Origin of the sequence: Stenotrophomonas maltophilia group sp. msm4 (genome assembly GCF_032025605.1) — a bacterium.
Taxonomy (GTDB): Bacteria; Pseudomonadota; Gammaproteobacteria; order Xanthomonadales; family Xanthomonadaceae; genus Stenotrophomonas; species Stenotrophomonas sepilia.
This window is the reverse complement of the sequence record NZ_JAVSKK010000003.1, coordinates 682,239-705,146: the sequence shown is the minus strand read 5'-3', so window position 1 is coordinate 705,146 and position 22,908 is coordinate 682,239. Positions and strand designations below refer to the sequence as shown.

21 protein-coding genes and 2 riboswitches are annotated in these 22,908 nt (G+C 67.5%); of the genes, 9 read left to right on the top strand and 12 right to left on the bottom strand.

Annotated elements, in window-relative coordinates:
• Positions 1-105 precede the first annotated feature (105 nt).
• Positions 106-1,386, top strand: coding sequence for an NAD(P)/FAD-dependent oxidoreductase (locus tag ROV93_RS17510; protein WP_180868880.1), 1,281 nt, complete (start codon positions 106-108; stop codon positions 1,384-1,386).
• 80 nt (positions 1,387-1,466) lie between these two features.
• On the opposite strand, the gene ROV93_RS17505 is transcribed toward ROV93_RS17510, so the two are convergent.
• From ROV93_RS17505 to ROV93_RS17495, 3 genes are all read right to left on the bottom strand, one after another.
• Positions 1,467-1,919, bottom strand: a complete 453-nt coding sequence (locus tag ROV93_RS17505) for a hypothetical protein (protein ID WP_072167267.1) — start codon at positions 1,917-1,919, stop codon at positions 1,467-1,469.
• 3 nt (positions 1,920-1,922) lie between these two features.
• Positions 1,923-2,354, bottom strand: coding sequence for a nuclear transport factor 2 family protein (locus ROV93_RS17500; protein ID WP_072167268.1), 432 nt, complete (start codon positions 2,352-2,354; stop codon positions 1,923-1,925).
• Between the two features lie 144 nt (positions 2,355-2,498).
• Positions 2,499-2,774 carry a GIY-YIG nuclease family protein gene (locus tag ROV93_RS17495; RefSeq protein ID WP_072167269.1) on the bottom strand — a complete coding sequence of 92 codons (276 nt, stop codon included), beginning with the start codon at positions 2,772-2,774 and terminating at the stop codon, positions 2,499-2,501.
• 40 nt (positions 2,775-2,814) lie between these two features.
• Positions 2,815-2,904, top strand: a riboswitch (glycine riboswitch).
• A 13-nt stretch (positions 2,905-2,917) separates the two neighbouring features.
• Positions 2,918-3,021, top strand: a riboswitch (glycine riboswitch).
• Positions 3,022-3,105: 84 nt separating this feature from the next.
• Here ROV93_RS17495 and ROV93_RS17490 point away from each other — a divergent pair.
• Positions 3,106-3,723, top strand: coding sequence for a trimeric intracellular cation channel family protein (locus ROV93_RS17490; protein ID WP_072167270.1), 618 nt, complete (start codon positions 3,106-3,108; stop codon positions 3,721-3,723).
• Between the two features lie 206 nt (positions 3,724-3,929).
• On the opposite strand, the gene ROV93_RS17485 is transcribed toward ROV93_RS17490, so the two are convergent.
• The 6 genes from ROV93_RS17485 to ROV93_RS17460 all read right to left on the bottom strand — a co-directional run bounded on the left by ROV93_RS17485 (position 3,930) and on the right by ROV93_RS17460 (position 9,089).
• Entirely contained in the window at positions 3,930-5,003 is a 1,074-nt protein-coding gene (locus ROV93_RS17485) for a 3-deoxy-7-phosphoheptulonate synthase (protein WP_072167272.1), read from the bottom strand.
• 295 nt (positions 5,004-5,298) lie between these two features.
• Positions 5,299-5,556 carry a hypothetical protein gene (locus ROV93_RS17480; RefSeq protein ID WP_005419663.1) on the bottom strand — a complete coding sequence of 86 codons (258 nt, stop codon included), beginning with the start codon at positions 5,554-5,556 and terminating at the stop codon, positions 5,299-5,301.
• A 185-nt stretch (positions 5,557-5,741) separates the two neighbouring features.
• On the bottom strand, positions 5,742-6,482 hold the full coding sequence (locus ROV93_RS17475; RefSeq protein WP_072167273.1) for a DNA alkylation repair protein: 741 nt from the start codon (positions 6,480-6,482) through the stop codon (positions 5,742-5,744).
• Positions 6,479-6,979 carry a MarR family transcriptional regulator gene (locus tag ROV93_RS17470; RefSeq protein WP_072167274.1) on the bottom strand — a complete coding sequence of 167 codons (501 nt, stop codon included), beginning with the start codon at positions 6,977-6,979 and terminating at the stop codon, positions 6,479-6,481. The genes ROV93_RS17475 and ROV93_RS17470 overlap by 4 nt, the downstream gene beginning before the upstream one ends.
• 71 nt (positions 6,980-7,050) lie before the next feature.
• The gene (locus ROV93_RS17465) at positions 7,051-8,349 is read right to left on the bottom strand and encodes a HAMP domain-containing sensor histidine kinase (RefSeq protein WP_312540462.1); all 1,299 of its coding nucleotides are present in this window, start codon (positions 8,347-8,349) and stop codon (positions 7,051-7,053) included.
• 32 nt (positions 8,350-8,381) lie between these two features.
• Complete coding sequence (locus ROV93_RS17460; RefSeq protein ID WP_065178812.1) at positions 8,382-9,089, bottom strand: response regulator transcription factor; 708 nt, start codon at positions 9,087-9,089, stop codon at positions 8,382-8,384.
• A gap of 106 nt (positions 9,090-9,195) precedes the next feature.
• Here ROV93_RS17460 and ROV93_RS17455 point away from each other — a divergent pair, with 106 nt between their 5' ends.
• Positions 9,196-10,119, top strand: a complete 924-nt coding sequence (locus ROV93_RS17455; RefSeq protein WP_069139652.1) for an aspartyl protease family protein — start codon at positions 9,196-9,198, stop codon at positions 10,117-10,119.
• Positions 10,120-10,187: 68 nt separating this feature from the next.
• Positions 10,188-11,348, top strand: a complete 1,161-nt coding sequence (locus ROV93_RS17450; RefSeq protein ID WP_072167276.1) for a serine hydrolase domain-containing protein — start codon at positions 10,188-10,190, stop codon at positions 11,346-11,348.
• Between the two features lie 71 nt (positions 11,349-11,419).
• On the opposite strand, the gene ROV93_RS17445 is transcribed toward ROV93_RS17450, so the two are convergent.
• From ROV93_RS17445 to ROV93_RS17435, 3 genes are all read right to left on the bottom strand, one after another.
• On the bottom strand, positions 11,420-12,031 hold the full coding sequence (locus ROV93_RS17445) for a DUF6445 family protein (protein ID WP_061478148.1): 612 nt from the start codon (positions 12,029-12,031) through the stop codon (positions 11,420-11,422).
• Between the two features lie 137 nt (positions 12,032-12,168).
• Positions 12,169-13,818, bottom strand: coding sequence for a chaperonin GroEL (gene groL / locus ROV93_RS17440; protein WP_005411226.1), 1,650 nt, complete (start codon positions 13,816-13,818; stop codon positions 12,169-12,171).
• Positions 13,819-13,899: 81 nt separating this feature from the next.
• Positions 13,900-14,187 (bottom strand): co-chaperone GroES, encoded by a 288-nt coding sequence (locus ROV93_RS17435; protein WP_005411227.1) that lies wholly within the window; start codon positions 14,185-14,187, stop codon positions 13,900-13,902.
• A 311-nt stretch (positions 14,188-14,498) separates the two neighbouring features.
• Between ROV93_RS17435 and ROV93_RS17430 the strand changes: the two genes are divergently transcribed.
• From ROV93_RS17430 to ROV93_RS17410, 5 genes are all read left to right on the top strand, one after another.
• Positions 14,499-16,289: an endonuclease gene (locus tag ROV93_RS17430; RefSeq protein WP_312540453.1), complete on the top strand. Its 1,791-nt coding sequence runs from the start codon at positions 14,499-14,501 to the stop codon at positions 16,287-16,289.
• 67 nt (positions 16,290-16,356) lie between these two features.
• Entirely contained in the window at positions 16,357-16,695 is a 339-nt protein-coding gene (cutA, locus tag ROV93_RS17425; protein WP_065196842.1) for a divalent-cation tolerance protein CutA, read from the top strand.
• Positions 16,692-19,073, top strand: a complete 2,382-nt coding sequence (locus ROV93_RS17420) for a protein-disulfide reductase DsbD (protein WP_072167278.1) — start codon at positions 16,692-16,694, stop codon at positions 19,071-19,073. Before cutA ends, ROV93_RS17420 begins: the two co-directional genes overlap by 4 nt.
• Positions 19,070-19,633 (top strand): TlpA disulfide reductase family protein, encoded by a 564-nt coding sequence (locus ROV93_RS17415; protein ID WP_180890726.1) that lies wholly within the window; start codon positions 19,070-19,072, stop codon positions 19,631-19,633. Before ROV93_RS17420 ends, ROV93_RS17415 begins: the two co-directional genes overlap by 4 nt.
• Positions 19,634-20,350: 717 nt before the next feature.
• Positions 20,351-22,873 carry a sulfite reductase flavoprotein subunit alpha gene (locus ROV93_RS17410; RefSeq protein WP_072167279.1) on the top strand — a complete coding sequence of 841 codons (2,523 nt, stop codon included), beginning with the start codon at positions 20,351-20,353 and terminating at the stop codon, positions 22,871-22,873.
• Positions 22,874-22,908: the final 35 nt, after the last annotated feature.

The window sequence follows — 22,908 nt, the reverse complement described above, 5'->3', positions numbered from 1 at the left end:
TGCCTGAACCCGAGTATCGCCGATCCGGGCCGGCGCTGACGTGACAGGTGGCCGCCGTGCGAAGATGCCAGGCGCTTCCCCCGATGCCCCCACTGGAGTGAGTCGATGAGTCGCGAACGCGTTCCCCACCTGGTCGTTGTCGGCGGCGGTTTTGCCGGTCTCTGGGCCACCCGTGCCCTGGCCCGCGAGCGCATACGCATCACCCTGGTCGATCGCCGCAACCATCACCTGTTCCAGCCGCTGTTGTACCAGGTGGCCACCGCCGGCCTGTCCGCGCCGGATATCGCCGCACCGCTGCGCCACATCCTCGGCCACCAGCGCAATGTGGAAGTCCGCCTCGGCGAAGTGGTGGCCATCGACAAGCAGGCGCGGCAGATCCGCATGGCCGATGGCAGCACGCTGGACTACGACAGCCTGCTGCTGGCCACCGGCGCCACCCACGCCTACTTCGGCAACGATCAGTGGGCCGATGATGCGCCCGGCCTGAAGACGCTGGACGATGCCATCGCGCTGCGCCGCAAGCTGCTGCTGGCGTTCGAACGCGCCGAGGCTGAACCGGATCCGGCGAAGAAGGCGGCGTGGCTGAGTTTCGCCATCGTCGGTGGTGGTCCCACCGGTGTCGAACTGGCCGGCACCCTGGCCGAGATCGCGCGCCACACGCTGCGCAACGAATTCCGCCACATCGACCCGGCCAGCGCCAGGGTGCGGCTGGTCGAGGCTGGGCCGCGCGTGCTGTCCTCGTTCCCGGATGTGCTTTCGCTGAAGGCGCGCCGCCAACTGGAAAAGCTGGGCGTGGAAGTGCTGACCGGAACCCCGGTGAGCGACATCGACAGCCAGGGCTTCAAGCTCGGCGAACAGTTCATACCGGCGCGCACCGTGGTCTGGGCCGCCGGCGTGGCCGCTTCACCGCTGGCGCGCACGCTGGACGTGCCACTGGACCGCGCCGGACGCGTGCCGGTGCAACCGGACCTGACCCTGCCCGATCACCCGGAGCTGTTCGTGGCCGGCGACCTGGCCGCACTGAGCCAGGCCGACGGCAAGCCGGTTCCCGGTGTGGCACCGGCCGCCAAGCAGATGGGCAAATACGTGGCCGAGGTGATCCGCGCACGGCTGCACGGCAAGCCCGAGCCCGGTCCGTTCAAGTACGCCGACTACGGCAACCTCGCCACCATCGGCCGCATGGCCGCGATCGTGCACCTGGGCCGCCTGCAGTTGTCGGGTGTGCTGGCGTGGTGGTTCTGGCTGGCCGCGCATGTGTTCTTCCTGATCGGCTTCCGCAACCGCATCGTGGTGCTGCTGAACTGGGCGGTCGCGTACTGGAGCTACCAGCGCAGTGCGCGCATCATCTTCGGTGATGACCGCGACGACCGGCGGCCAAGGCGGTAGGGCTGCACGCAACGGGGTCGGATCCCTTTCCGCAGGAAAGGGCTCTGACCTCGTCAACACCCTCCACGCATGGCGTGGATCTACTGGTTCATCGGGCCACCGGACACCCGCCGTTTCGACCAGGTCCGGCAGAAGTCCTCCTTCCTCGCGGTGTCGGCAATCTGCGCGGTACTCCAATGCCGGGTGATCCAGATCGTCAATGCGGTACTGCTGAGATGCCAGCGCAGCATGCCGCGCTGCGGTTGCCGCCACAGGTGGCGCCGGGCAATCCAGAAGGCCTCCCGCTCCACTTCGGGCATCTTCTTCATTCCGTCCTTGTCAAAAGACTCAGCGGTGAAGTGCCAGGGATTCATCGGTTGGAATCCCGCCCGTGGTTCGCTGCTGCACGCTGCCACACCACTGGGCGCGCGTTCGGCCGGCTTCGGCCGACCGCCTGCCAATGCCAGCCCGAGCAGGTACAGCAGGCCAGGCAACAGCGCGATGCCGGCGACCAGCACGACGACGGAGATCCATGCTTTGCCGGCGGCACGCATCGCTCACTGTGCCTTCGGCTTTGGATACCACAACGCGTTGACGATGACCCAGCGCTGGTCGAAGCGCCCCATATGGAAGTAATCGACGAACCACGGGGTCTCCAGCCGCACCGAGGCCGCGTTGCCGGTCACGTCCAGCACCGTGCAGAGACGATCCCATTGATCCTTCGGGGTCTTCAACGCGCCCTGCTTCGTCAGCGAGACCAGTTCTTCCTTCGACATCCGGCGCAGGCCCAGGCGTTCGTCGGGTGTATCGCCGAGCACAGCGCGCTTGGCCAGGTCCGGGTGCAGGGAACGGGCGACGCGCTGTGGGTCCGCCTCCAGCTGGCCATCGACGTAGTCATGGCAGGTGGCTTCGATGGCCGCGAGGGTGGCCGGGTCGGCGGCAGGGCTCGTTGCTGCGGAAAGAGCGAACAGCAGGGCGATCGTCGACATCCGGGTCTCCAGCTCTGGGCGCGGGGCGATCATCGCATGGGCCGGGTAGCCCATCCACGCGTGGCGTGGATCTACTGTAGAGCCGAGCCCATGCTCGGCTTCACCATCAGGCAGCAGCAACAACAGCCGAGCGTGGGCTCGGCTCTACAGAAGCGCAGGATCCAACGCCTGCAGCCAGGCCAGCTTGCGTTCGCGGGGCTGCTGCTTGAGTTGCCACTCGGCGCGTGAGGCGGCGGCCCGGTCCGGGTATTCGCGCACGGCCAGCACGCGCAGCGGTGGCCGGGCCCGGGTGTAGCGCGCGCCCTTGCCGGCCTGGTGGGCGGCGAAACGCGCGTCCACGTCGGTGCTGATGCCGGCGTAATAGCTGCCATCGCGGCATTCGAGCAGGTACAGGAACCACGGGCGGGCGGAAGGGGCCATGCCTGGATTATGCCGTGCTGCACTGCAGCGGATATACTGGCGCCCGAATGCAGGAGAGAGGCGCCGCGCTGGCGCCCGCCGAAGGCGCAGGCTCCCATGATCGCTCAGGCCGGTGGGCTGGAATCCCACCAACCATGCATTCGACTCGCCGAGCTGGAGAGAGGTCACCGGGCATGCCCGGGACGATCCGCCGAAGGGGCACGCGGCCAACGCCGCTGAACTCTCAGGCAAAAGGACAGCGGGAGCGGCACCGGTCATCGTCATCCCGTCATTGCGCAGGCAGTGGTGGCAGTTGCGCATGGCCGGCCCCACCGCGCCCGGAGCCTGTTCCATGCTGCTGTCCATCATCTACCTGATTGCCATTTCCGCCGAAGCCATGACCGGTGCACTGTCTGCCGGCCGCCGCCGCATGGACCTGTTCGGTGTGGTCATGATCGCCTGTGTCACTGCCCTCGGTGGTGGATCACTGCGCGACATCCTGCTCGGCCACTACCCGCTGGGCTGGGTGAAGCATCCCGAGTACCTGGGGTTCACCGTATGCGCGGCGCTGATCGCCACTTGGGTGGCACGCTGGATGCACCACTTCCGCCGCACCTTCCTGGTACTCGACGGACTGGGCCTGATCGCCTTCACCCTGATCGGCTGCTCGATCGCGCGCGAAGCCGGCCATGCGATGCCGATCGTGCTGATCGCCGGCATGCTGACCGGGGCGTTCGGCGGCGTGCTGCGCGACATCCTCTGCAACGAGGTGCCGCTGATCTTCCAGAAGGAGCTGTACGCGATCATCGCGCTGCTGACCGGCGCGGCGTATCTGTTGCTGCTGCAGTGGGGCGTGGCCGACGCCACCGCGATCCTGTGCTGCCTCGGCGGCGGCTTCGCGCTGCGCCTGATGGCGATCCACTACCGCTGGGAAATGCCGAAGTTCGTGTACCACGACGAAGTGCATTGAGGTTCGCGTTCGCCTGGGGTTCCATGCTGGGCGCGGATCGACTGCACCACCCCGGCGATGTACCTGGCGCTGTCGCTCATGCGCAGCGCCAGGCGCATCGCCGGTGCAGATGGGCCGGTCTCCAACTCCGGCCGGCCCTGATCGCGGCCGCACCCCCGCAGGCGCTGGCCGCCATCCACACACGTGCCGCCATCAGGCGGCTTCATTCACGCCGCTTCGGACACCTTCACTTCACGACGGGCACGCACGGCCGCAGCCAGTCGCTCCAGCACGGTCACGGTGGTGTCCCAGTCGATGCAGCCATCGGTGATGCTCTGCCCGTAGACCAGCGGCTGGCCTTCCACCAGTTCCTGGCGGCCCCCGACCAGATGGCTCTCGATCATCACGCCCACGATGCGCTGTTCGCCGTCTTCCATCTGAGCGGCGATGTCGTCGATCACCTTCGGCTGGTTCTCGGGGTTCTTCAGGCTGTTGGCATGGCTGGCATCGATCATCAGGCGCGCCGGCAGCTTGGCCTTGGCCAGCACCTGGCAGGCCTCAGCCACGCTGCCAGCGTCGTAGTTCGGTTGCTTGCCACCGCGCAGGATCACATGGCAATCCGGGTTGCCGGTGGTCGACACGATGGCAGTGCCACCCTGCTTGGTGACCGACAGGAAATGATGCGGGTTGGATGCCGCACCCACCGCGTCGGCGGCGATCTTCACGTTGCCATCGGTGCCGTTCTTGAAGCCGACGGGGCACGACAGCCCCGAAGCCAGCTCGCGATGCACCTGGCTTTCGGTGGTGCGTGCGCCGATCGCGCCCCATGCCACTAGGTCGGCGATGTACTGCGGCGAGATCACATCGAGGAATTCAACACCGGCCGGCAGGCCGAGCTTGTTGATGTCGCGCAGGAGGCCACGGGCGACGCGCAGGCCCTTGTCGATCCTGAAGCTGCCGTCCAGGTCCGGGTCGTTGATCAGGCCCTTCCAGCCCACCGTGGTGCGCGGCTTCTCGAAGTACACGCGCATGACGATTTCCAGCTCGCCAGCCAGCGCGTCGCGCAGCGGCTTCAGGCGCTGGGCGTACTCGATGGCGGCCTTCGGGTCGTGGATCGAGCACGGGCCCACCACCACCGCCAGGCGGTCGTCACGGCCGTGCAGGATCTGGTGCAGGGCCGCGCGCGAGGCGCTGACGGTGTCGGAAGCCTCATCGTCACAGGGCAGCATCGCCAGCAGCTGGGCGGGCGGTGTCAGCGGTTCGATGGTGCGGATACGCAGGTCGTCGGTGTGCGGGGGCATTGCAGGAGATCTCCGGAACGTTGGGGGTCCCCAGCGTGGCGGCATGAAAAAAGCCGCCAGGTTCGCTGGCGGCTTTCGGGAATGCGTCTGAAGCTTTCTTCAGGGTGAGCGCAGTCCTTCCTCCGCCAGTGGCTTCGGAAAGTAATACCAGTAAAAGCGGGTGGCGGCTGCGTTCATGGGATCTATTGATAGCACAGCTTTTGCGCAGTGCAAAATGTTTCATCCGCAACTGGGCGCGCGGTTCAGTGATGCGCCTGACCGCGCAGCCCACGCGGTGGCCGCCGTGCAAGGTCGCTCATCTGCCATGCACTTCCACGTCCAGCAGCAGGCCTTCGTGGATGTCGGCCCAGCGCTCCAGCACGCGGTCCAGCTCCTGCCGGGCCTCGTCCAGCTGCTCGGGATTGAGCAGGGAACGGGTGGTGTAGAGATCGGACACCAGCCGGCGCAGTACCGCTTCCGGGATGGCCACCGAGGGCCCTTCCATCTGCGGCAGCTGCAGTGCCGGCGTATCGCCCTGCGGGCCGTACAGCGTTACCTGGAGCGTGCTCTGCATGATCAACTTCCCTGCGGATGGACATGGGCAATGTCCTGTTTACCGCGTCCGGGTGACAGACGCATGTGCCGTGCGCCTCCGGAGGCGCTGTTACAAGGTGGCCAGAGCGGTGTAGAGCTCGATGAGGGTGTAGGACATGGAAGGCCTTCCTTGAGGTTGATGAGGTTGCCGGCCAGCGGCCGGCACTACCGCAACGAGCGCATGGCGCGTTTGCGGATGTAGGCATTGGCATCGCCAGGGTGCTGCTGTTGCCATCGTGCGCACAGCTCACGCAGCCACTGCGGTTGAGTCTTGCCGGCATCGTTGAGCCAGTTCCCGACCGAGTCCTGCACGTAGCGCTCCGGGTCGTTGGCCATTGCTTCCAGCATCGGCAACGCGAGTTCTGGATGCTGCTTGAACAGCGCGATATGCGTGGACCACACGCCTCGTGGGCGCAGCGCTTCGCAGGCGAAGCGGCGCAGGTAAGGCGATGCTTCCTGCGTCCACACCTGCAGGTACTCAAGCGCCTGCAACGGTGCGGCAACGATGTCGCTGCGCAGCGCCAGCCATGCCCATTCGCGCACGCCGAAGTGCGGGTCGTCAGCCAGCGGACGCATCGCCCGCAGCTTGGCCGGCAGCGCCGCGCTGGCATCGCTGCCAATCAGGTAGCAGGCCCAGCCACGCACGGTGTCTGATGCGTGTGCCTGCCAGTGCGCGGGATCACCCTGGCCGGCTTCGTGCAGCAACCGCGCCGCCAGCGCCATGCGCTGGGTGATGCCCTTGCCGGAGGCGTCGCGCATACGTTGCAGCGCTTCCGGCTCGAGCACAGGTGCCACCCCCTGCAACAGCGCGGCGAAATCCACTGCCAGGCATTCGGCCAGATGCGTGGCAGCGGCACCACCGCTGTTGAGTGCACGCAGCCGTTCCGCGGGAATGGGCGTGCTCATGCGGCGGCTTCCCGCCCGGTGTCCGTGTGCTGCCAGACCTTGTGCAGCAGTTGTGACAGCTGCTGCCGTTCATCAGCATCCAGGCCGTTGAACAGGCCGCTGATCCATTGAGTGTGCCGCTCGAACAGCGACTCGGCCAAACGCTTGCCCGGTGCGGTCAACACGATCTGCAGACGACGGCCATCCTCGTCATCGCTGCGACGCTGCAGCAGGCCTTCGCGCTGCAGGCCATCGAGCAGGCCGCTGATGGTGGCCCGGGTCACGCCAGCGCGCTCGGCCAGCGCGTGCGGCGCCAGTGCGCCGCCGGCCCCGTGCAGCAGGAACAGCACGATGAAGCGACCCTCGCTGAGCCCGTGCGGTGCCAACCGTGCAGCGCAGTCGCGATCGATCGACGAGGACAACGAGAGCAGCTGGAAGCACAGGCGCAGCTGCGCGATGTTGGCGTGGCCGCGCCGCTGCGCTTCCTCCAGCAACGCCTGATGCTTGGCTTCGATCATCCTTTCCTCACTTCATGATTAGGCGCCTAATCATATGGAGGAGTGGCCAGTGGAAGCAAATCGGAGTTGACTCAGGAAGTGCGTCCCAGCAGCAGCCGCGCGATCAGCCCCCCGCCCTCGCGGTGCAACAGCTGAAGTTCGCCCGCGTGGCGCTTCGCCACGTTGGCAGCCACGGCCAGTCCAAGTCCGGCGCCCCCGGTGGCGCGGCTACGCGAGCCCTCGCTGCGCTGGAACGGTTGCAGCAGGCGTGCGCGATCGATCTCGGCGATGCCAGGGCCGCGGTCCATCACGTCCAGCTGCACTCCATCACCCGCCGTGGCGACCCACAGCTCCACGGCGCCCGCGTAGCGCTCGGCGTTGTCGATGAGATTGTCGACCGCGCGCCGGAGCAGCAGCGCATCGCCATGCCACGGCAACGTATCCGGGCCCTGAAGGGAAATGTCGACCCCGCGCAGCAGCGCCGCCTGCACGCAGTCCTCCAGCAGCGCTGAAAGATCCAGCATCCGCATCTGCAACGGCTGCAGCTCACCGCGTGCGTAGTCGAGCACCTGCTCGATCATCGTATCCATGCGCTCGATGTCTGCCACCATCCTGGCGGCCTGTGGCGCGGGAGCGAACTCCGCGCGCAGGCGCAGGCCGGTCAAGGGCGTGCGCAGGTCATGCGCCACGGCCGCCAGCATATGCGTCATGTCCCGTGCCTGGGCGCGCAGACGTTCGCGACCGGTGCTGATCGCTGTGGCCAGTACCTGCACTTCGCGTGGACCGTCATCAGGCAATGGCGTTTCGGCCTGCAGGTCGACCCGTGCGCTGGCTTCAGCCAGGCGTCGCAGCGGGCGCCCCAACCGGATCGACGCCCACGCCGCCAGAGGGGCCAGCAGGATCGCACCGCCCAGCAGGGCGAGCATCACCTGGCGGCGCCAGGCCGCCAGGTCACTGTGGTCGCTGCCGACCACCCGCCATCGGCCATCGGCTTGCCGCATCCCCAGTTCGAACGGCGGCCACTGCATGGCGGTCAGCAACGCGGCCTGCGATTTCAGCACGCCAGCACGAGCGGAGGCGTCCAGTACCGCGCCACCCTCGATGACCTGCACATCGGGCGCCCTGCCCTGCCCCGTCCACACCAGGCGTACATTTCTGGCCGGCAGGTCCATCTGCAGCGCCACCAACTGGGTGAGCCAGTCACTGGCGCTGCCCCGGGGTGGCGCGTCCTGCGTCGACATATGCAATCCCAGTGGCGCCGGCGCCAGTTCCCCACGCAGCACCTGCATCGCATAGTCCAGCCGCATCGGTGGCGGCGCGGGCCGGGGCATCCACCCCACTACCGCCACGCTGACCAGGGTTGCCAGCAGCAGGCTGGCCAAGGCCAGCATCGCGATCCAGCGGGTGGTTGACCACCGGCTGCTCACAACACCCCTACCTCCGCGTTGAAGCGGTACCCTTCGCCACGCAGTGTCTGCACAAGGGCTTCAGCGCCGGACGCGGCCTGCCCGAGCTTGCGGCGCAGGCGGCTGATCGCAAGGTCGACGGCACGGTCCACGCTGTCGCTGGCTTCGCCGCGACTCAACTGCAGCAGCTGTTCGCGCGCCAGCACCCGCCCGGGACGTTCAGCCAGTGCCAGCAGCAGGGAGAATTCACCGCGGCTCAGCACCAGTTCGGCGCCATCCGGCGCGAACAGGCGACGCTGGTCAGGCAGCAATCGCCAGCCATCAAACCGCAGCTCGCTGGCCACCTGTGCGCGCAGCTTGTCCTGCCTGCGCATCAGCGCGCGTACCCGCGCCAACAGCTCGCGCGGGTCAAACGGCTTGGCCAGGTAGTCGTCCGCGCCCATCTCCAGGCCGATCACGCGATCCGGCGCGGCCCCCATCGCCGACAGCATCAGGATCGGGATCGCCCGCGCCTGCAGCCGGCGGCATACCGACAGGCCATCCTCACCGGGCATCATCCAGTCGAGGATGATCAGGTCAGGACGTTCAACCTGCAGCAACACGTCCAGCGCCGTTGCATCCGCCGCCACACGCACCTGGTAGCCGTGCAGCAGCAGGTGGTCGGCGATGGCGTCACGAATGCTGGCATCGTCATCGACGACGATGACGCGGATGGGAGTGTTCATTGCCTCAGTATCCCGCACCTTTGTATCAGGACGGTATCAATGCCGATATCGCAGTGATACGCCGCTGCGCGCCAATGGCCGCCCACGATCACTGCGGAGTCTCCCCTTGCGCCTGTTCCTGCTGCCCCTGTTCGCCATCCCCTTGCCGGCGCTCGCCTCCGATGCCGCCGAGCACGTCCTGCCGATGTGGATGCAGGGCGGTCATCCGGCAGTGGCCGTCTCGCTGGACGGGCGTTCAGAGCCGCTGCGCTTCGTGGTCGACAGTGCCGCCGGGGCAACCCTGGTCGATGCACGCGTAGTGCGGCGCTACGGTTTGCAGGATGCGGAAGCGGCAGTGTCGCAGGCCCAGGGCGCGAGCGCGAAGGCGGCGCAGTTGCAGCGCATGCGCAGCACAGCGTGGCAGCTGGGCAGCTGGCAATTGAAGGCCAGCGGCATGCAGGTCGACCTGTCATCGCTGGCGAAGGGCGATGATCCGGCCATTGACGGCTTGATCGGCAACGACCTGACCGGGCGCTGGGACACCCGTTGGGACTTCGGCCGCAATCAACTGGCGCTGTGGACACCCGGCGGCTTGGACCTGGAAGGGCCGGGTTGCCAACCCAATGCGCTGCCCGGCCGCGATGACGGCCTGCGCCAGTTCGGCTTCATCACGCTTGCCTTGGGTACGCCCGGCGTGGACGCCATCGCCGTGGTCGACACCGGTGCCGCGCAGACCGTCCTCAACGCCGAAGCAGCCCGCGCACTGGGCCTGCGCACTGACGGCAGCGATGCTCGGGTGCGTGCACGTGAAGAGGGCACCGAGGGGCTGGGTGGCGGTGCGCAGGCAACCTGGCTGTACACCCTGCCCGGCATGACCGGCGGCAACTGGCAGCACCCGCCGATGGAGGTCCGGATCAGCGAACTGCCGGTGTTCAGGGCGATCGGCCTGGAGGCGCGACCGGCCTTAATCCTCGGTGCCGACGCGATGCGCGGTGGCCAGGTGGACATCGGTGCGGGTGCCGCGCGGATCTGCCTGCGCCGACCCGGCTGACATCCGGCGCATGACGGCGGGAGCTGGCAGGCGTAGCATCGCGCCACGTCCCGCCAGGAGTTCCACGCATGCGCCGTGCTGTCCTGCTGTTGCTGACGCTGCTCCCGCCGGCCGTGCTGGCCGCGCCGCCGCTACCCTCGCCCGCGCGCATCGATGCCGAAGCACAGCGGCTGATGCAGGCTGCGCATGCGCGCGGGATGGCGCTGGCGGTGATCGATGGCGGCAAGGTGGTACACGTGGCCGCCTACGGCGAACGCAACGCCGCAGGCGAGCCACTGCGCACCGATACCGTGATGTACGCCGCCTCGCTGACCAAGATGGCGTTCGGCCACCTGGTCGCACAGCTTGCCCAGGACGCGCGGATCGAGCTGGACGCCAGCATCGCCACGGCGCTGGACAAGCCGCTGCCGGACTACCCGCCAGAGCCGAAGAAGTACGCCGACTACAGCGTACTGGCCGATGATGCGCGCTGGCGCCAGCTCACCCCGCGCCTGCTGCTCAACCATTCCAGTGGCTTCGCCAACTTCGGCTTTCTCGAACCGGATGGCCGCCTGAAGTTCCACTTCGATCCGGGCAGTCGTTATGGGTATTCCGGCGAAGGGCTGATCCTGTTGCAGTTCGTGATCGAGCGTGGACGGCTGGGCCAGGACGTGGGTGCATTGATGCAGCGGCAGGTATTCGACCGCTTCGGCATGGTCCGCACCAGCATGATGTGGCGTGAGGATTTCGCCGCCAACCTGGCCGATGGCTGGACAGCGGAAGGCACGGCCGAGCCGCACGATGAACGCAGCCGCGTGCGTGCGGCCGGTTCGATGGATACCACCATCGCCGACATGGCGCGCTTCGCCGCCGGCTATGTCCGCGGCGATGGGCTGTCGCCTGCAATGCGCAGGGAACTGGTGCGGCCGCAGCTGCCGATCACCACCGCCAGCCAGTTCCCCACGCTGCAGCCGGAGCTGCCCGTGGCGCAGCAACGCAAGGATCTGGCCGCGGGTTTGGGCGTGGTGACGTTCCGCGGCCCGCAGGGCGCAGGTTTCTACAAGGGCGGCCACGACGATGCGGTCGGCAACACGCTGGTGTGCATCGAACGGTATAAACGCTGCGTGGTGATTCTGGGCAACGATGTACGGGCGGAAGCTGCGTTCCCGGCACTGGTGGCATTCGTACTGGGCGATACCGGCGTGCCGTGGCAGTGGGAGTATGGCGCGGCGAAGGCATTCGTCGAATGAGGGTGCGATGACGCCTGCATGGCGAACGCGGCTGGGAGAGGAGCATCCACGCCAAGCGTGGATGGCACTCTTCAACGCGCCTGCTCGAAGAACATCAGGTATACCAGCCGGCCATTCTCCGGTCGATCACCGAACGCTGGCCCGGCGGTGTGCCAGAACCAGGGCCGCAGCAGCACCAGCCGGTTGAAGCGCATCGGAATGCGCATGGTCATTTCCCACTGGCTGTCGTCGTTGCTGTCGCGCTCGATGATGTCGCGATGCATGTCGCCGCCGTTGGCGTAGCCCAATGCGGCCAGCTCCGCCGCGTCCAGGGCCATGCGCTCGGTGCCGGTACGGCGATGGCGGAAGAACTCGGTGCCGCCCTCGCAGTGCTCCGGTGCACTCAGGTAGAGAATGCCCGACCAGTGCGAGTGGTCGGCGTGTACCTTGGCGCGGCCGATGTCGCCGGCGAGGGTAAGGCGGAACTTGCCGTGCGACTGCAGCGGGTTGACCGGCCGCAGCGGTTCGTTGACCAGTCGCGAGACCGCACCGGACAGTCCCTCCAACTCCAGCCGCTGCTGTGAATTGCGGCCGGGGAATGCGCCCTCCTGGACGGGATAGTCCAGGCCCAGTGCCGCCTGGCGCAACCCCTGCGCATCGGCGGGAGAAAGGAAGTCGTCAACGACGATGAACGAGGTAGGCATGGTTACCGAGCGTAGCGATGCACTGCGGCGACGGCAACCGGGCAACGAAAAACCCCGCCTTGCGGCGGGGTTCTTCTTTACATCACATCGGGAAGGCGTGCCGACCGAGGCCGGCAACGACCGCCGGAGGCGTGGACTTAGAAGTCCATGCCGCCCATGCCGCCCATGCCACCCATGCCACCAGCGCCGCCCATGGCCGGCTCGTCCTTCTTCGGAGCTTCGGCAACCATGGCTTCGGTGGTGATCATCAGGCCGGCGATCGAGGCCGCGTTCTGCAGGGCCGAACGGGTCACCTTGGTCGGGTCCAGGATGCCGAACTGCAGCATGTCGCCGAACTCGCCGGTGGCCGCGTTGTAGCCGAAGCTGCCGGTGCCTTCCTTGACCTTGTTGATGATGACCGACGGCTCGTCGCCAGCGTTGGCCACGATCTCGCGCAGCGGGGCTTCCATCGCACGCAGGGCAATCTGGATGCCGTGGTTCTGGTCTTCGTTGGCACCCTTCAGGCCGGCCAGCGCGGTGATCGCGCGGACCAGGGCAACGCCGCCGCCCGGGACCACGCCTTCTTCAACGGCTGCACGGGTGGCGTGCAGGGCGTCGTCGACGCGATCCTTCTTTTCCTTCATTTCGATTTCGGTCGAGGCGCCGACCTTGATCACGGCAACGCCGCCGGCCAGCTTGGCCACGCGTTCCTGCAGCTTCTCGCGATCGTAATCCGAGGAGGTGTCCTGGATCTGGGTCTTGATCTGCGCCACGCGTGCATCAACGTTGGCCTTGTCGCCGACGCCGTCGATGATGGTGGTGTTCTCCTTGGAGACCTGCACCTTCTTGGCGCGGCCCAGGTCCTTGATGGTGGCCTTTTCCAGCGACAGGCCGACTTCTTCGGAGATCACGGTGCCGCCGGTCAGCACGGCCATGTCTTCCAGCATCGCCTTGCGACGGTCGCCGAAGCCCGGGGCCTTGACGGCCACGACCTTGACGATGCCACGGATGGTGTTGACCACCAGGGTCGCCAGCGCTTCGCCTTCAACTTCCTCGGCCACGATCAGCAGCGGCTTGCCGGCCTTGGCGACGCCTTCCAGCACCGGCAGCAGGTCACGGACGTTGGAGATCTTCTTGTCGTGCAGCAGGATGAACGGGTCATCCAGGTCAGCGGTCTGCGACTGCTGGTTGTTGATGAAGTACGGCGACAGGTAGCCGCGGTCGAACTGCATGCCCTTGACCACGTCCAGCTCGTTGTCCAGGCCCGAGCCTTCTTCAACGGTGATGACGCCTTCCTTGCCGACTTCCTTCATCGCGTCAGCGATGATCTGGCCGATCGACTCATCCGAGTTGGCCGAGATGGTACCGACCTGGGCAATCGCCTTGTCGTCGGCGGTCGGCTTGGAGATGTTCTTCAGCTCGGCGACGGCAGCCGAAACGGCCTTGTCGATACCGCGCTTGAGGTCCATCGGATTCATGCCGGCGGCAACGGCCTTGGCGCCTTCGCGGATCAGGGCCTGGGCCAGCACGGTGGCGGTGGTGGTGCCGTCGCCGGCATCGTCGTTGGTGCGCGACGCGACTTCCTTCACCATCTGCGCGCCCATGTTCTCGAACTTGTCAGCCAGTTCGATTTCCTTGGCGACGGAGACGCCGTCCTTGGTGATGGTCGGGGCGCCGAAGCTCTTTTCCAGCACGACGTTGCGGCCCTTCGGGCCCAGGGTGGCCTTGACGGCATTGGCGAGAACATTGACGCCGCGCACCATGCGCGAACGGGCGTCTTCACCGAAACGAATATCCTTGGCAGCCATTGCATTTACCTCATTGGTAGCGCCGGACGATGCCCGGCGGCTGGGAGTTTGGGATCAGGTTGAAACAGGTCGCGCCGGGGCTCAGCCGATGACGGCGAGCACGTCGTCTTCGCGCAGGACCTTGTATTCGACGCCTTCGCTCTTGTACGAGCTGCCGGCGTACTGGCCGTAGATGACCTTGTCGCCGACCTTCAGCGACGGCGCGCGCACGTTGCCGTTGTCCAGCGGCTTGCCGGGGCCGACGGCCACGACCTCACCCTTGGTGGACTTTTCCTTGGCCGAGTCGGGGATGACGATGCCACCGGCGGAGATTTCGTCGGCTTCGATCGGCTTGACCACAACGCGGTCGTGCAGCGGCTTGATGCTCATAGGAGACCTCTTAAGTGATTGATTGGTCTAAAAAAGTCCGGCGATGTTAGCACTCACCCCAGGCGAGTGCCAGAACCGCACGTGAAGAAACCCGACAACGTCGGGAGCAGGGCAGAGATGGAGCCCTGCCGCCCCCTTTCAAGGGCGGAATGAAAAAATTTTTTCGCCCGCGCGCCTCGGCCAGGGCGTCGGTCCAGATCAATTTCGGTGACAAGCGTCGCACTGTCAGATATCTGACGTTCATTTACGACAAAGTGTCACTGGATCGGCCTTAGGCTCGGTCAGGCATTCCCAATCACAAGGAGTAGTCGATGCGATTGCTGTCCCCGCTTGCCGCCGCCTGCCTGCTGGCGCTGGCCGCTGCGCCGGTCCAGGCCGAGGTCTTCATCAATGAACTGCACTACGACGACAGCACCGCCGCCGGTGACGTCGGCGAAGCGATCGAGGTCGTAGCCACTGCCGGTGAGGACCTGTCCGGCTACCGCCTGTACCTCTACAACGGCAGCAACCCGTCGGCCGCCACCGTCTACGCCAACAATCCGGTCCCGGCCGGCACCGCCGCCGGCTGCGGCAGCGCCACCATCGCCGTGGTCAACTATCCGACCAACGGCCTCCAGAATGGTCCGAACGACGGCATCGCCCTGGTCGATGCCAGCGGCAAGGTGGTCCAGTTCCTCAGCTACGAGGGCGCCATCACCGCCTCCGGTGGCCCTGCCGCGGGCATGACCAGCCAGAACATCCCGGTGGCCGAAAGCAACAGCACCGCGCCGGGCACCTCGCTGCAGCTGACCGGCAGCGGCAGCCAGTACGCCCACTTCACCTGGGCCGAATCGGCCGGCCAGACGTTCGGCAGCTGCAACAACGGCCAGACCTTCAGCGGCGGCGGCACGCCAGGCCCTAACACGCCGCCGTCAGTCTCCACCACCACCCCGGCGCAGGGCAGCAGCACCTTCCCGGCTGCCGCCGACCTGGAAGTGGTGTTCAGCGAGACGGTGAACCTGGCCAGTGGCGCCTTCGCCCTGAGCTGCGGCACCTCCGGCACCGTGCCGCTGACCTTCCCGGCCAGCGGCCGCAGCGTGAAGCTGTCCACCAACACCGCGCTGGTGGCCGGTGAAGCCTGCCGCTTCGACATCCGCGCTGCGCGCATCACCGACCTGCAGGGCGCGCATCCGGCCGCCGACAGCCGCATCGCCTTCACCGTGGCCAGCACCGGCGGCAATCCGGACCCAGGCAACCCGGGCGTGCCGGCCGGCTACTACTCCAGGGTCAACACCAGCAGCCCCAGCCAGCTGCGCTGCTCGCTGCACGCCACCATCAAGGGCCATACCGCCTACCCGTACAGCGGCTCGGGCACCAGCTCCTGGACCATCCTGGAAATCGCCGACGAGGATCCGAACAACCCGAACCGCATCCTCGATGCCTACCGCAACCGCAGCTACGCCAAGGTCAGTGATCGTGCGGGCACCGGCAGCGGCCTGACCTACAACCGCGAGCACACTTGGCCGAACTCGCTGGGCTTTGCCACCACCACCGGTGACAAGGGCCTGCCCTACGCGCCGTACACCGACACCCACATGCTGTACCTGACCGACGCGCAGTGGAACGCCGACCGTGGCAACAAGCCGTTCGCCAAGTGCGATGCCAGCTGCGGCGAGCGTGCCACCGAAGCCAACAATGGGCAGGGCGGCGGCAGCGGTGGCTACCCGGGCAATTCCAACTGGGTGCGCACGCCGGACGGCAACACCGGCACCTTCGAGGTGTGGGGCAAGCGCAAGGGCGACATGGCGCGTGCGGTGATGTACATGGCGATCCGCTATGAGGGCGGCAAGGATGCGGCCACCGGCCAGTCCGAGCCGGACCTGGAGCTGACCGACGACCGCAGCAAGATCGTCAAGACCAGCAGTTCGCCGGCCTACATGGGCCTGCTGTCGACGCTGATCGACTGGCACCTGTCCGATCCGCCGGATGATGCCGAGCGTGCCCGCAATGACGTGGTCTACAGCTTCCAGGGCAATCGCAACCCGTTCATCGACCACCCCGAGTGGGCGACCCCGGCCCTGTTCACCTCGGCCAAGCCAGCCACCTGCCAGCTGGCCAACTGACCGCGCAACGCAGCGGTCCACTGCCGCCGCCGGCCCCGCCCCGGCGGCGGCCCTATACTCGGCGGTCATGCCGATCGTCGATCCCGTCCTGCTGCTGTTGACCACCTGCCCGGACCGGGCCAGTGCAGAGCGCATTGCGCACGCGCTGGTCGGCGAGCGCCTGGCCGCGTGCGTGACCCGCCTTGATGGCGCGCAGTCCACCTACCGCTGGCAGGGCGAGGTGACCACCGATGCCGAGCTGCAGCTGCTGGTAAAGACCACCGCGAGCCGCATCGATGACGCAATCGCCCGGATCGTCGAACTGCATCCGTATGAACTCCCGGAGTGCATCGCGGTCGAAACCCGGGCCGGCCTGCCGGCGTATCTGGACTGGATCCGGGCACAGACCCGGGAGGACACTGATTGAAGACTCTGTTTGCGCGTGGCGCTGCCTTGTGCGCCCTGTTGTGGCTCTCGCTGCCCGCCTTGGCCCTGGATGAGAAGGACCTGCTGCCGGTGGACCAGGCGTTCGCGCTGACCGCCACGGCCCCCGAACGGGGCCAGGTGCAACTGCAGTTCAAGATCGCACCGGGCTACTACCTGTATCGCCACCGCACCAGCGTCAAGGCGGATCCGGCATTCAATGCCGGCACGCTGCAGATGCCCAAGGGTGACAGGCACCACGATGATTTCTTCGGCGAGGTCGAAACCTATCGGGAGCGCCTGCAGGCCACCCTGCCCGGCACGCCGACGGACGCCGCCGGCACCATCAGCCTGGAAGTCCGCTACCAGGGCTGCGCCGATGCCGGCGTCTGCTACCCGCCGCAGAAGCGCGTGGTGCAGGTCACCCTGCCGGGTGCCGGTGCGGCGGCCGCGGTGCCTGCCGCGCGTACCGGTGCCGCCAGTCCGTTCAACAACCCGCTGGCCGGTGCCGGCAACAGCGGTGGCCTGCGCCTGCCGGGCGCGGCCAACAACAGCCAGGCGCTGCCGCTGCCGTCGGAACAGGCGTTCGGCTTCGATGCCATCGCCAGCGACGGCAACACCCTGCTGCTGCGCTTCAGCCCGGCACCCGGCTACTACCTGTACCGCGACCGCACTTCGCTGAAGCTGGAAGGCAGCGCCGGCGTGCTCGCCGACAAGCCGCGCTGGCCGGCCGCGCAGTCGCATCGCGACGAGCACTTCGGCGATGTCTCGGTGTACTTCAACCAGGTGGAAGTGCCGCTGCCGCTGCGCCGCACTGTTACTGATGCGGTCGACAGCACCCTGGTGGTGACCTTCCAGGGCTGCCAGACCGATGGTATCTGCTACCCGCCGATGACCCGTCGGGTGAAGCTGTCGATTCCGGCCGGCAAGCTCACCGCCGGCACCGGCCAGGCGCCAGTGCGCGAGGAAGCCGTCAATGCGCTGCACGCTGCCGGTGCGCCGCGTGAATCCGCCAATGGCGTACCGCTGCGCCTGCTGCCGACCGTACCCAACGACGGCAACGCCACTCCCGCCGCCACGGGCGGCCAGGGCGCAGGCAACGCGTTCGCCACCGACGCGCGTGGTGACAATGCGCTTCGCACGCGTCCGCCGGCGACCACCCCGAACCCGGACCGTTCGTTCGTCTGGGTGCTGCTGCTGGCGCTGGCCGGTGGACTGGTGCTGAACCTGATGCCCTGCGTGCTGCCGATCCTGTCGCTGAAGGTGCTGAGCCTGGCGCAGAGCGGCGAAAGCCCGCAGCGCGCCCGCAGCCACGCGCTCTGGTACACGTTGGGCGTGCTGGTCGCGTTCGCCGTGATCGGCGCATTGATGGTCAGCCTGCGCGCGATCGGCAACGCCGTCGGCATCGGCTTCCAGTTGCAGCACCCGGGCGTGGTGGCGGCACTGGCCTACATCATGTTCGCGGTGGGCCTGAGCCTGTCCGGCGTGTTCACCCTCGGCGGCGGCATCGGCAACCTTGGCCAGTCGCTGGCCAGCCGCAGCGGCCCGGCCGGTGACTTCTTCACCGGTGCGCTGGCCTGCGTGGTCGGCAGTGCCTGCGTCGGCCCGTTCATGGGCGGTGCGATCGCCTACGCCTTCATTGCCCCGCCGCTGAAGGCGATGACCGTGTTCCTGTTCCTCGGCCTGGGCCTGGCGCTGCCGTTCCTGCTGATCGGCTTCGTGCCAGCGCTGGCACGCCGCCTGCCCAAGCCCGGCCCGTGGATGGAAACGCTCAAGCACGTGCTGGCCTTCCCGATGTACGCCACTGCGCTGTGGCTGCTGTGGGTGCTGGGCAAGCAGCGCGGCGTGGACGGCATGGCGCTGGTGCTGGGTGGCCTGCTGCTGTTTGCGTTCGGCCTGTGGCTGTTTGAACGCAACCGCTGGACCGGCTCGCGTGCGGGGACCCTGCTCGGCGTGCTGCTGGCGATCGGTGCACTGGTTCCGGCCTGGGGCGTGACCCAGCTGGCACCGCCGGCGAGGGCCGCACAGGCCGCCAGCGACAACGTGGTCGAGTATTCGCCGCAGCTGCTGGACCGCCTGCGCGCCGACAACCGCGTGGTGTTCGTCAACATGACCGCCGACTGGTGCGTGAGCTGCAAGGCCAACGAACGTGCGGTGCTGTCACGGCCGGAGTTCAAGGAACTGCTCAAGCGCACCAATGCGGTGTACATGCGCGGTGACTACACCAACGTCGACCCGCAGATCACCACGTTCCTGGAAGAGCACAAGGCGGTTGGCGTACCACTGTACGTGGTGTACGGCCCCGGCGCGCCGCCGACCGTGCTGCCGACCCTGCTGACCCAGGCGGTGGTCGAGGAAGCGCTGCTGCGCACCGCACGATGAAGTGGCAACGGCCAGCGCTGCTGTGGACAGCGATGCTGGCCGCCGGCCTCGGCCTGTGGGCCGGGCATCGTCTGTCACCCGGCACATCAGCACCTGCCGCGCCAGCAACGGCTTCCAGGGCGACGGCCGTGAAGCCCACGCTGCAGGTGGGCGATCAGTTGCCCGCGCTGACACTGCCGGACCTGGCGGGTCAGCCATTGGTCCTGCGCGATCACTTCGCCGGCCGGCCGCTGCTGATCAACGTCTGGGCCAGCTGGTGTGCGCCCTGCGTGGAAGAGATGCCCGAACTGGCGCGCTTCGCCGGTGCCCAGGGCGACAACGGTGTGCAGGTGCTGGGTCTGGCGCTGGACACCACGGACGACGTGCGCGGTTTCCTGCAGCAGGTGCCAGTGGACTACCCGATCGTGATCGAGACACCGGGCCCGCGCGATGCCAGCGTGCAGCTCGGCAACGCGCAAGGCCTGCTGCCCTACAGCGTGTTGTTCGATGCGCAGGGGCGAATGGTAAAAGCGAAGCTGGGACCGTTCGCCCACGGCGAGATCGACAGCTGGGTGAAGTGAGGGTGTTTTTTGCAGGGCTTGCAGCCCTGCACCCGGCTCAATGCAACGCCAACAGCCAAAGCGGGCATTCCGCGGGTTGGCGGGGCGATGTCGGAGTGCGGGGACGCTGCAAGTACGTCCCTGTAAGCTTGGCAGCCGCTTGCTCGTGTGCGCTGTCCTGCGCACACGTCAAGACCGGGGTTGGGCGTCCTGCCCAACCCGCCCGAGGCATGCCTCGGGCCCATGCGGCTGACACCCCGCACTCCGACACCGCCCCACCTCTGACAGATCTTCGCGGCTGTTGGTAGGTGTCGACCTTGGTCGACACATCTGTCAGATATCGATATTCAGAACGGAATCAGACCCCGTGCCGACCAACGGTCGGCACCCACCAAAGCAGAACGCCGTTCCGACAGATCGCAGGAAACTGTCGAAGGCGGGGTGGCTCCGGTTGAGGGGGTGTCCGCGGCATGGATGCCGTGACCAAGGCTACAGGGACGTACTTGCGCCGTCCCCCGCAACCGCCCCCCCCCGCCTCCTCACAGGAAACCCGCTGTTGCTTCGGCTGTTGCTTCTGAGGTTGCCGGCCAGCGGCCGGCACTACCGCGGGTGCCGGGTGCCGCCCGGCCGGTACCTCCAGCTTGACCGCAGCCGGGGCGCCACGGAGAATTACGCGACTAATTCTCATTTGCTGTTGCGCAGGATGCGGGCGGCAGCCTCCCGGGCCCCTCTCCTTCGATGTTCAAGAACGTCCTGTTCCAACTGCACTGGCTGCTGGGCATCACCGCAGGTGCCGTCCTGGCCGTGATGGGCCTCAGCGGCGCCGTGCTGTCCTTCGAGGACGAGCTGCTGCGCGCTGCCAATCCCGGCTTTGCCGAGATCGCCGAGCACCATGCCGACGGGCAGCCTCCCCTTGCACTCAGTGAACTGGTGCCGCTGCTGCAGGCCGGCAGCGAACGCCCCCTGCAACGCCTGCGTATCGATGCCACCGGACAGCGGCCGTCGGTCGCGCGCTTTGCCGGCGGCAAGGACCACTGGGTGTACTTCGACCCGTACAGCGGTGAGCGCTTCAGCGCCCTGCGCGGCCAGGCGTTCTTTGACTTCGTCGAGGACCTGCATCGCCACCTTGCCGCGGGCGAACGCGGCAAGTGGATCACCGGCAGCTGTGCCATCGCCCTGCTGTTCTTCACCCTGTCCGGCCTCTACCTGCGCTGGCCACGACGCTGGTGGCACTGGCGCAGCTGGCTGGCAGTGGAGTGGAAACGCAGCGGGCGCGGCTTCCTGTGGAGCCTGCACTCGGTAGTCGGCACCTGGGTGCTGCTGATCTACCTGATGAGTGCGCTGACCGGCCTGTGGTGGTCGTTCGACGGGTATCGCAGTGCGGCCAGCACGCTGCTGGGCGTCCCACCGGCGGCCAAGCACCAGGTTGCCACCGATGCGTCGCTGGACCTGCACCGCATTGAAGCCACGCTGTACGCGCTGCCGGGCGTGCGCGCCGGCTTCATTGACCTGCGCCTGCCGGAGAAGCCCGGGCAGGCGCTGAACGTGCGGGTGATGGCCGGTGATCCGTCGCAGCGCGGCGGCCACCACGATCGTGCGCATGACCTGCTGCAGCTCGATCCGGCCAGCGGTGCGGTTCTCGATGCCCGCCCGTACGCACGCCAGGGCGCGGGCGGACAGCTGGCCACCAGCGTGTTCGCGCTGCATTCGGGCAGCTACTTCGGTGTACCCGGGCGCGTGGTGGTGATGCTCAGCAGCCTGGGCATGAGCCTGTTCTTCATCACCGGCTGGATGCTGTACCTGGACCGCCGCCGCAGCCAGCGTGCCGCGCGCGGGCTGCGCCAGGCGCTACCGATGCCGGCCAGCGACGCCGGCAACGCAGCGTGGCTGGTGGTGCATGCCAGCCAGAGCGGACTGGGCGAACAGCTGGCGTGGCGCGCGGCGGCCCAGCTGCAGGCGGCCGGCCATGCGGTGCAGGTGCTGCCGCTGGCGCGCATCGATGCCGCGCTCCTGCTGCGTGCATCGAGCGCGCTGTTCGTGCTGAGCACCTTCGGCGACGGCGAGCCGCCCGATGCCGCCCGGCGCGCAGCGCGGCAGTTGCTTGCACAAGCGCTGGACCTTTCGGGCCTGCAGTTCGGCCTGCTCGCGCTGGGTGACCGCCAGTACCCGCACTACTGCGGCTTCGGCCGCCGGGTCGATGGCTGGTTGATCGGAAACGGCGCGCGTGCACTGTTCGAGCGCGTCGACGTCGATGCCGCCTCGGTCCCGGCGCTGCGCCGGTGGCAGCAGGAGCTGGGTGCGCTCACCGGCATCGTCACCGATGACAGCGTGCTGCCTGCGGCTACGCAGATGCATGAGTGGCGCCTGCTCGGCCGCGACCGCCTCAACCCTGGCAGCGTCGGCGGAGCCATCTGGCGTATCCGTCTTGCCGCACCGGCCGACGTGCAGTGGCAGGCGGGTGACATCCTGCACATCGCGCCCCGCCACAATGCCCAGCACGCCGGTGCCGTGTTGAAGGCGCATGGGCTGGATCCGCTGCAGCCCCTGCTGGTCGATGGCCATCCGCGCACGCTGCTGGCGCTGGCCAGTGAACGCGAGCTGCCCGAGGCCGATGCTGCGCTGGCGGTGCAGGATGCCTGCCTGTGGCTGGCCGGGCTGCCGCTGCTGCCCAGTCGCGAGTATTCGATCGCCTCCTGCACGGATGATGGCATGGTGGAGCTGGTGGTGCGGCTGGTGCATGACGCCTCCGGTCGAGCCGGGTTGGGCTCGGGCTGGCTGTCGTTGCATGCGCCGATCGATGCCGGCATCGTCGCCCGCGTGCATCGCAACCCCGGTTTCCATCGCGTCATTGGCGCGCCGATGGTGCTGATCGGCAACGGCACCGGCATCGCCGGGCTGCGCAGCCTGTTGCGCGAAGCCGCCCGTGCAGGCGAACACGGGCACTGGCTGTTGTTCGGCGAACGCCAGCGTGCACACGATTTCCTGTTCGCCGACGAGATCGAAGCGTGGCAGGCCGATGGCCATCTCGCCCGGGTGGACCTGGCGTTCTCGCGCGATGGCGAAGGCGGTTATGTGCAGGACCGCCTGCAGGCGGCCACCGGAACGCTGCGCGACTGGGTGCAGCGCGGTGCGGTGATCCATGTCTGCGGGTCACTGAAGGGCATGGCCGAAGGCGTGGACCAGGTGCTGCGAACCGCGCTGGGTGATGAAGCGGTGGAAACGCTGCTGGAAAACGGGCGCTACCGCCGCGACGTGTATTGATTCCTGCCGCCGAACGCTGGTGTGAGCCGAGCATG

Coding starts and splice junctions, on each gene's coding strand:
- ROV93_RS17435 (WP_005411227.1), bottom strand. CDS start 14,187: ATGAGCATCAAGCCGCTGCACGACCGCGTTGTGGTCAAGCCGATCGAA.
- ROV93_RS17465 (WP_312540462.1), bottom strand. CDS start 8,349: ATGCTGGCCTTGGCCAGCCTGCTGCTGGCAACCCTGGTCAGCGTGGCG.
- ROV93_RS17460 (WP_065178812.1), bottom strand. CDS start 9,089: ATGAACACTCCCATCCGCGTCATCGTCGTCGATGACGATGCCAGCATT.
- ROV93_RS17495 (WP_072167269.1), bottom strand. CDS start 2,774: ATGGCCCCTTCCGCCCGCCCGTGGTTCCTGTACCTGCTCGAATGCCGC.
- ROV93_RS17510 (WP_180868880.1), top strand. CDS start 106: ATGAGTCGCGAACGCGTTCCCCACCTGGTCGTTGTCGGCGGCGGTTTT.
- ROV93_RS17475 (WP_072167273.1), bottom strand. CDS start 6,482: ATGAGCACGCCCATTCCCGCGGAACGGCTGCGTGCACTCAACAGCGGT.
- ROV93_RS17430 (WP_312540453.1), top strand. CDS start 14,499: ATGCGATTGCTGTCCCCGCTTGCCGCCGCCTGCCTGCTGGCGCTGGCC.
- ROV93_RS17485 (WP_072167272.1), bottom strand. CDS start 5,003: ATGCCCCCGCACACCGACGACCTGCGTATCCGCACCATCGAACCGCTG.
- ROV93_RS17480 (WP_005419663.1), bottom strand. CDS start 5,556: ATGCAGAGCACGCTCCAGGTAACGCTGTACGGCCCGCAGGGCGATACG.
- ROV93_RS17500 (WP_072167268.1), bottom strand. CDS start 2,354: ATGTCGACGATCGCCCTGCTGTTCGCTCTTTCCGCAGCAACGAGCCCT.
- cutA (WP_065196842.1), top strand. CDS start 16,357: ATGCCGATCGTCGATCCCGTCCTGCTGCTGTTGACCACCTGCCCGGAC.
- ROV93_RS17415 (WP_180890726.1), top strand. CDS start 19,070: ATGAAGTGGCAACGGCCAGCGCTGCTGTGGACAGCGATGCTGGCCGCC.
- groL (WP_005411226.1), bottom strand. CDS start 13,818: ATGGCTGCCAAGGATATTCGTTTCGGTGAAGACGCCCGTTCGCGCATG.
- ROV93_RS17490 (WP_072167270.1), top strand. CDS start 3,106: ATGCTGCTGTCCATCATCTACCTGATTGCCATTTCCGCCGAAGCCATG.
- ROV93_RS17505 (WP_072167267.1), bottom strand. CDS start 1,919: ATGCGTGCCGCCGGCAAAGCATGGATCTCCGTCGTCGTGCTGGTCGCC.
- ROV93_RS17450 (WP_072167276.1), top strand. CDS start 10,188: ATGCGCCGTGCTGTCCTGCTGTTGCTGACGCTGCTCCCGCCGGCCGTG.
- ROV93_RS17410 (WP_072167279.1), top strand. CDS start 20,351: ATGTTCAAGAACGTCCTGTTCCAACTGCACTGGCTGCTGGGCATCACC.
- ROV93_RS17445 (WP_061478148.1), bottom strand. CDS start 12,031: ATGCCTACCTCGTTCATCGTCGTTGACGACTTCCTTTCTCCCGCCGAT.
- ROV93_RS17470 (WP_072167274.1), bottom strand. CDS start 6,979: ATGATCGAAGCCAAGCATCAGGCGTTGCTGGAGGAAGCGCAGCGGCGC.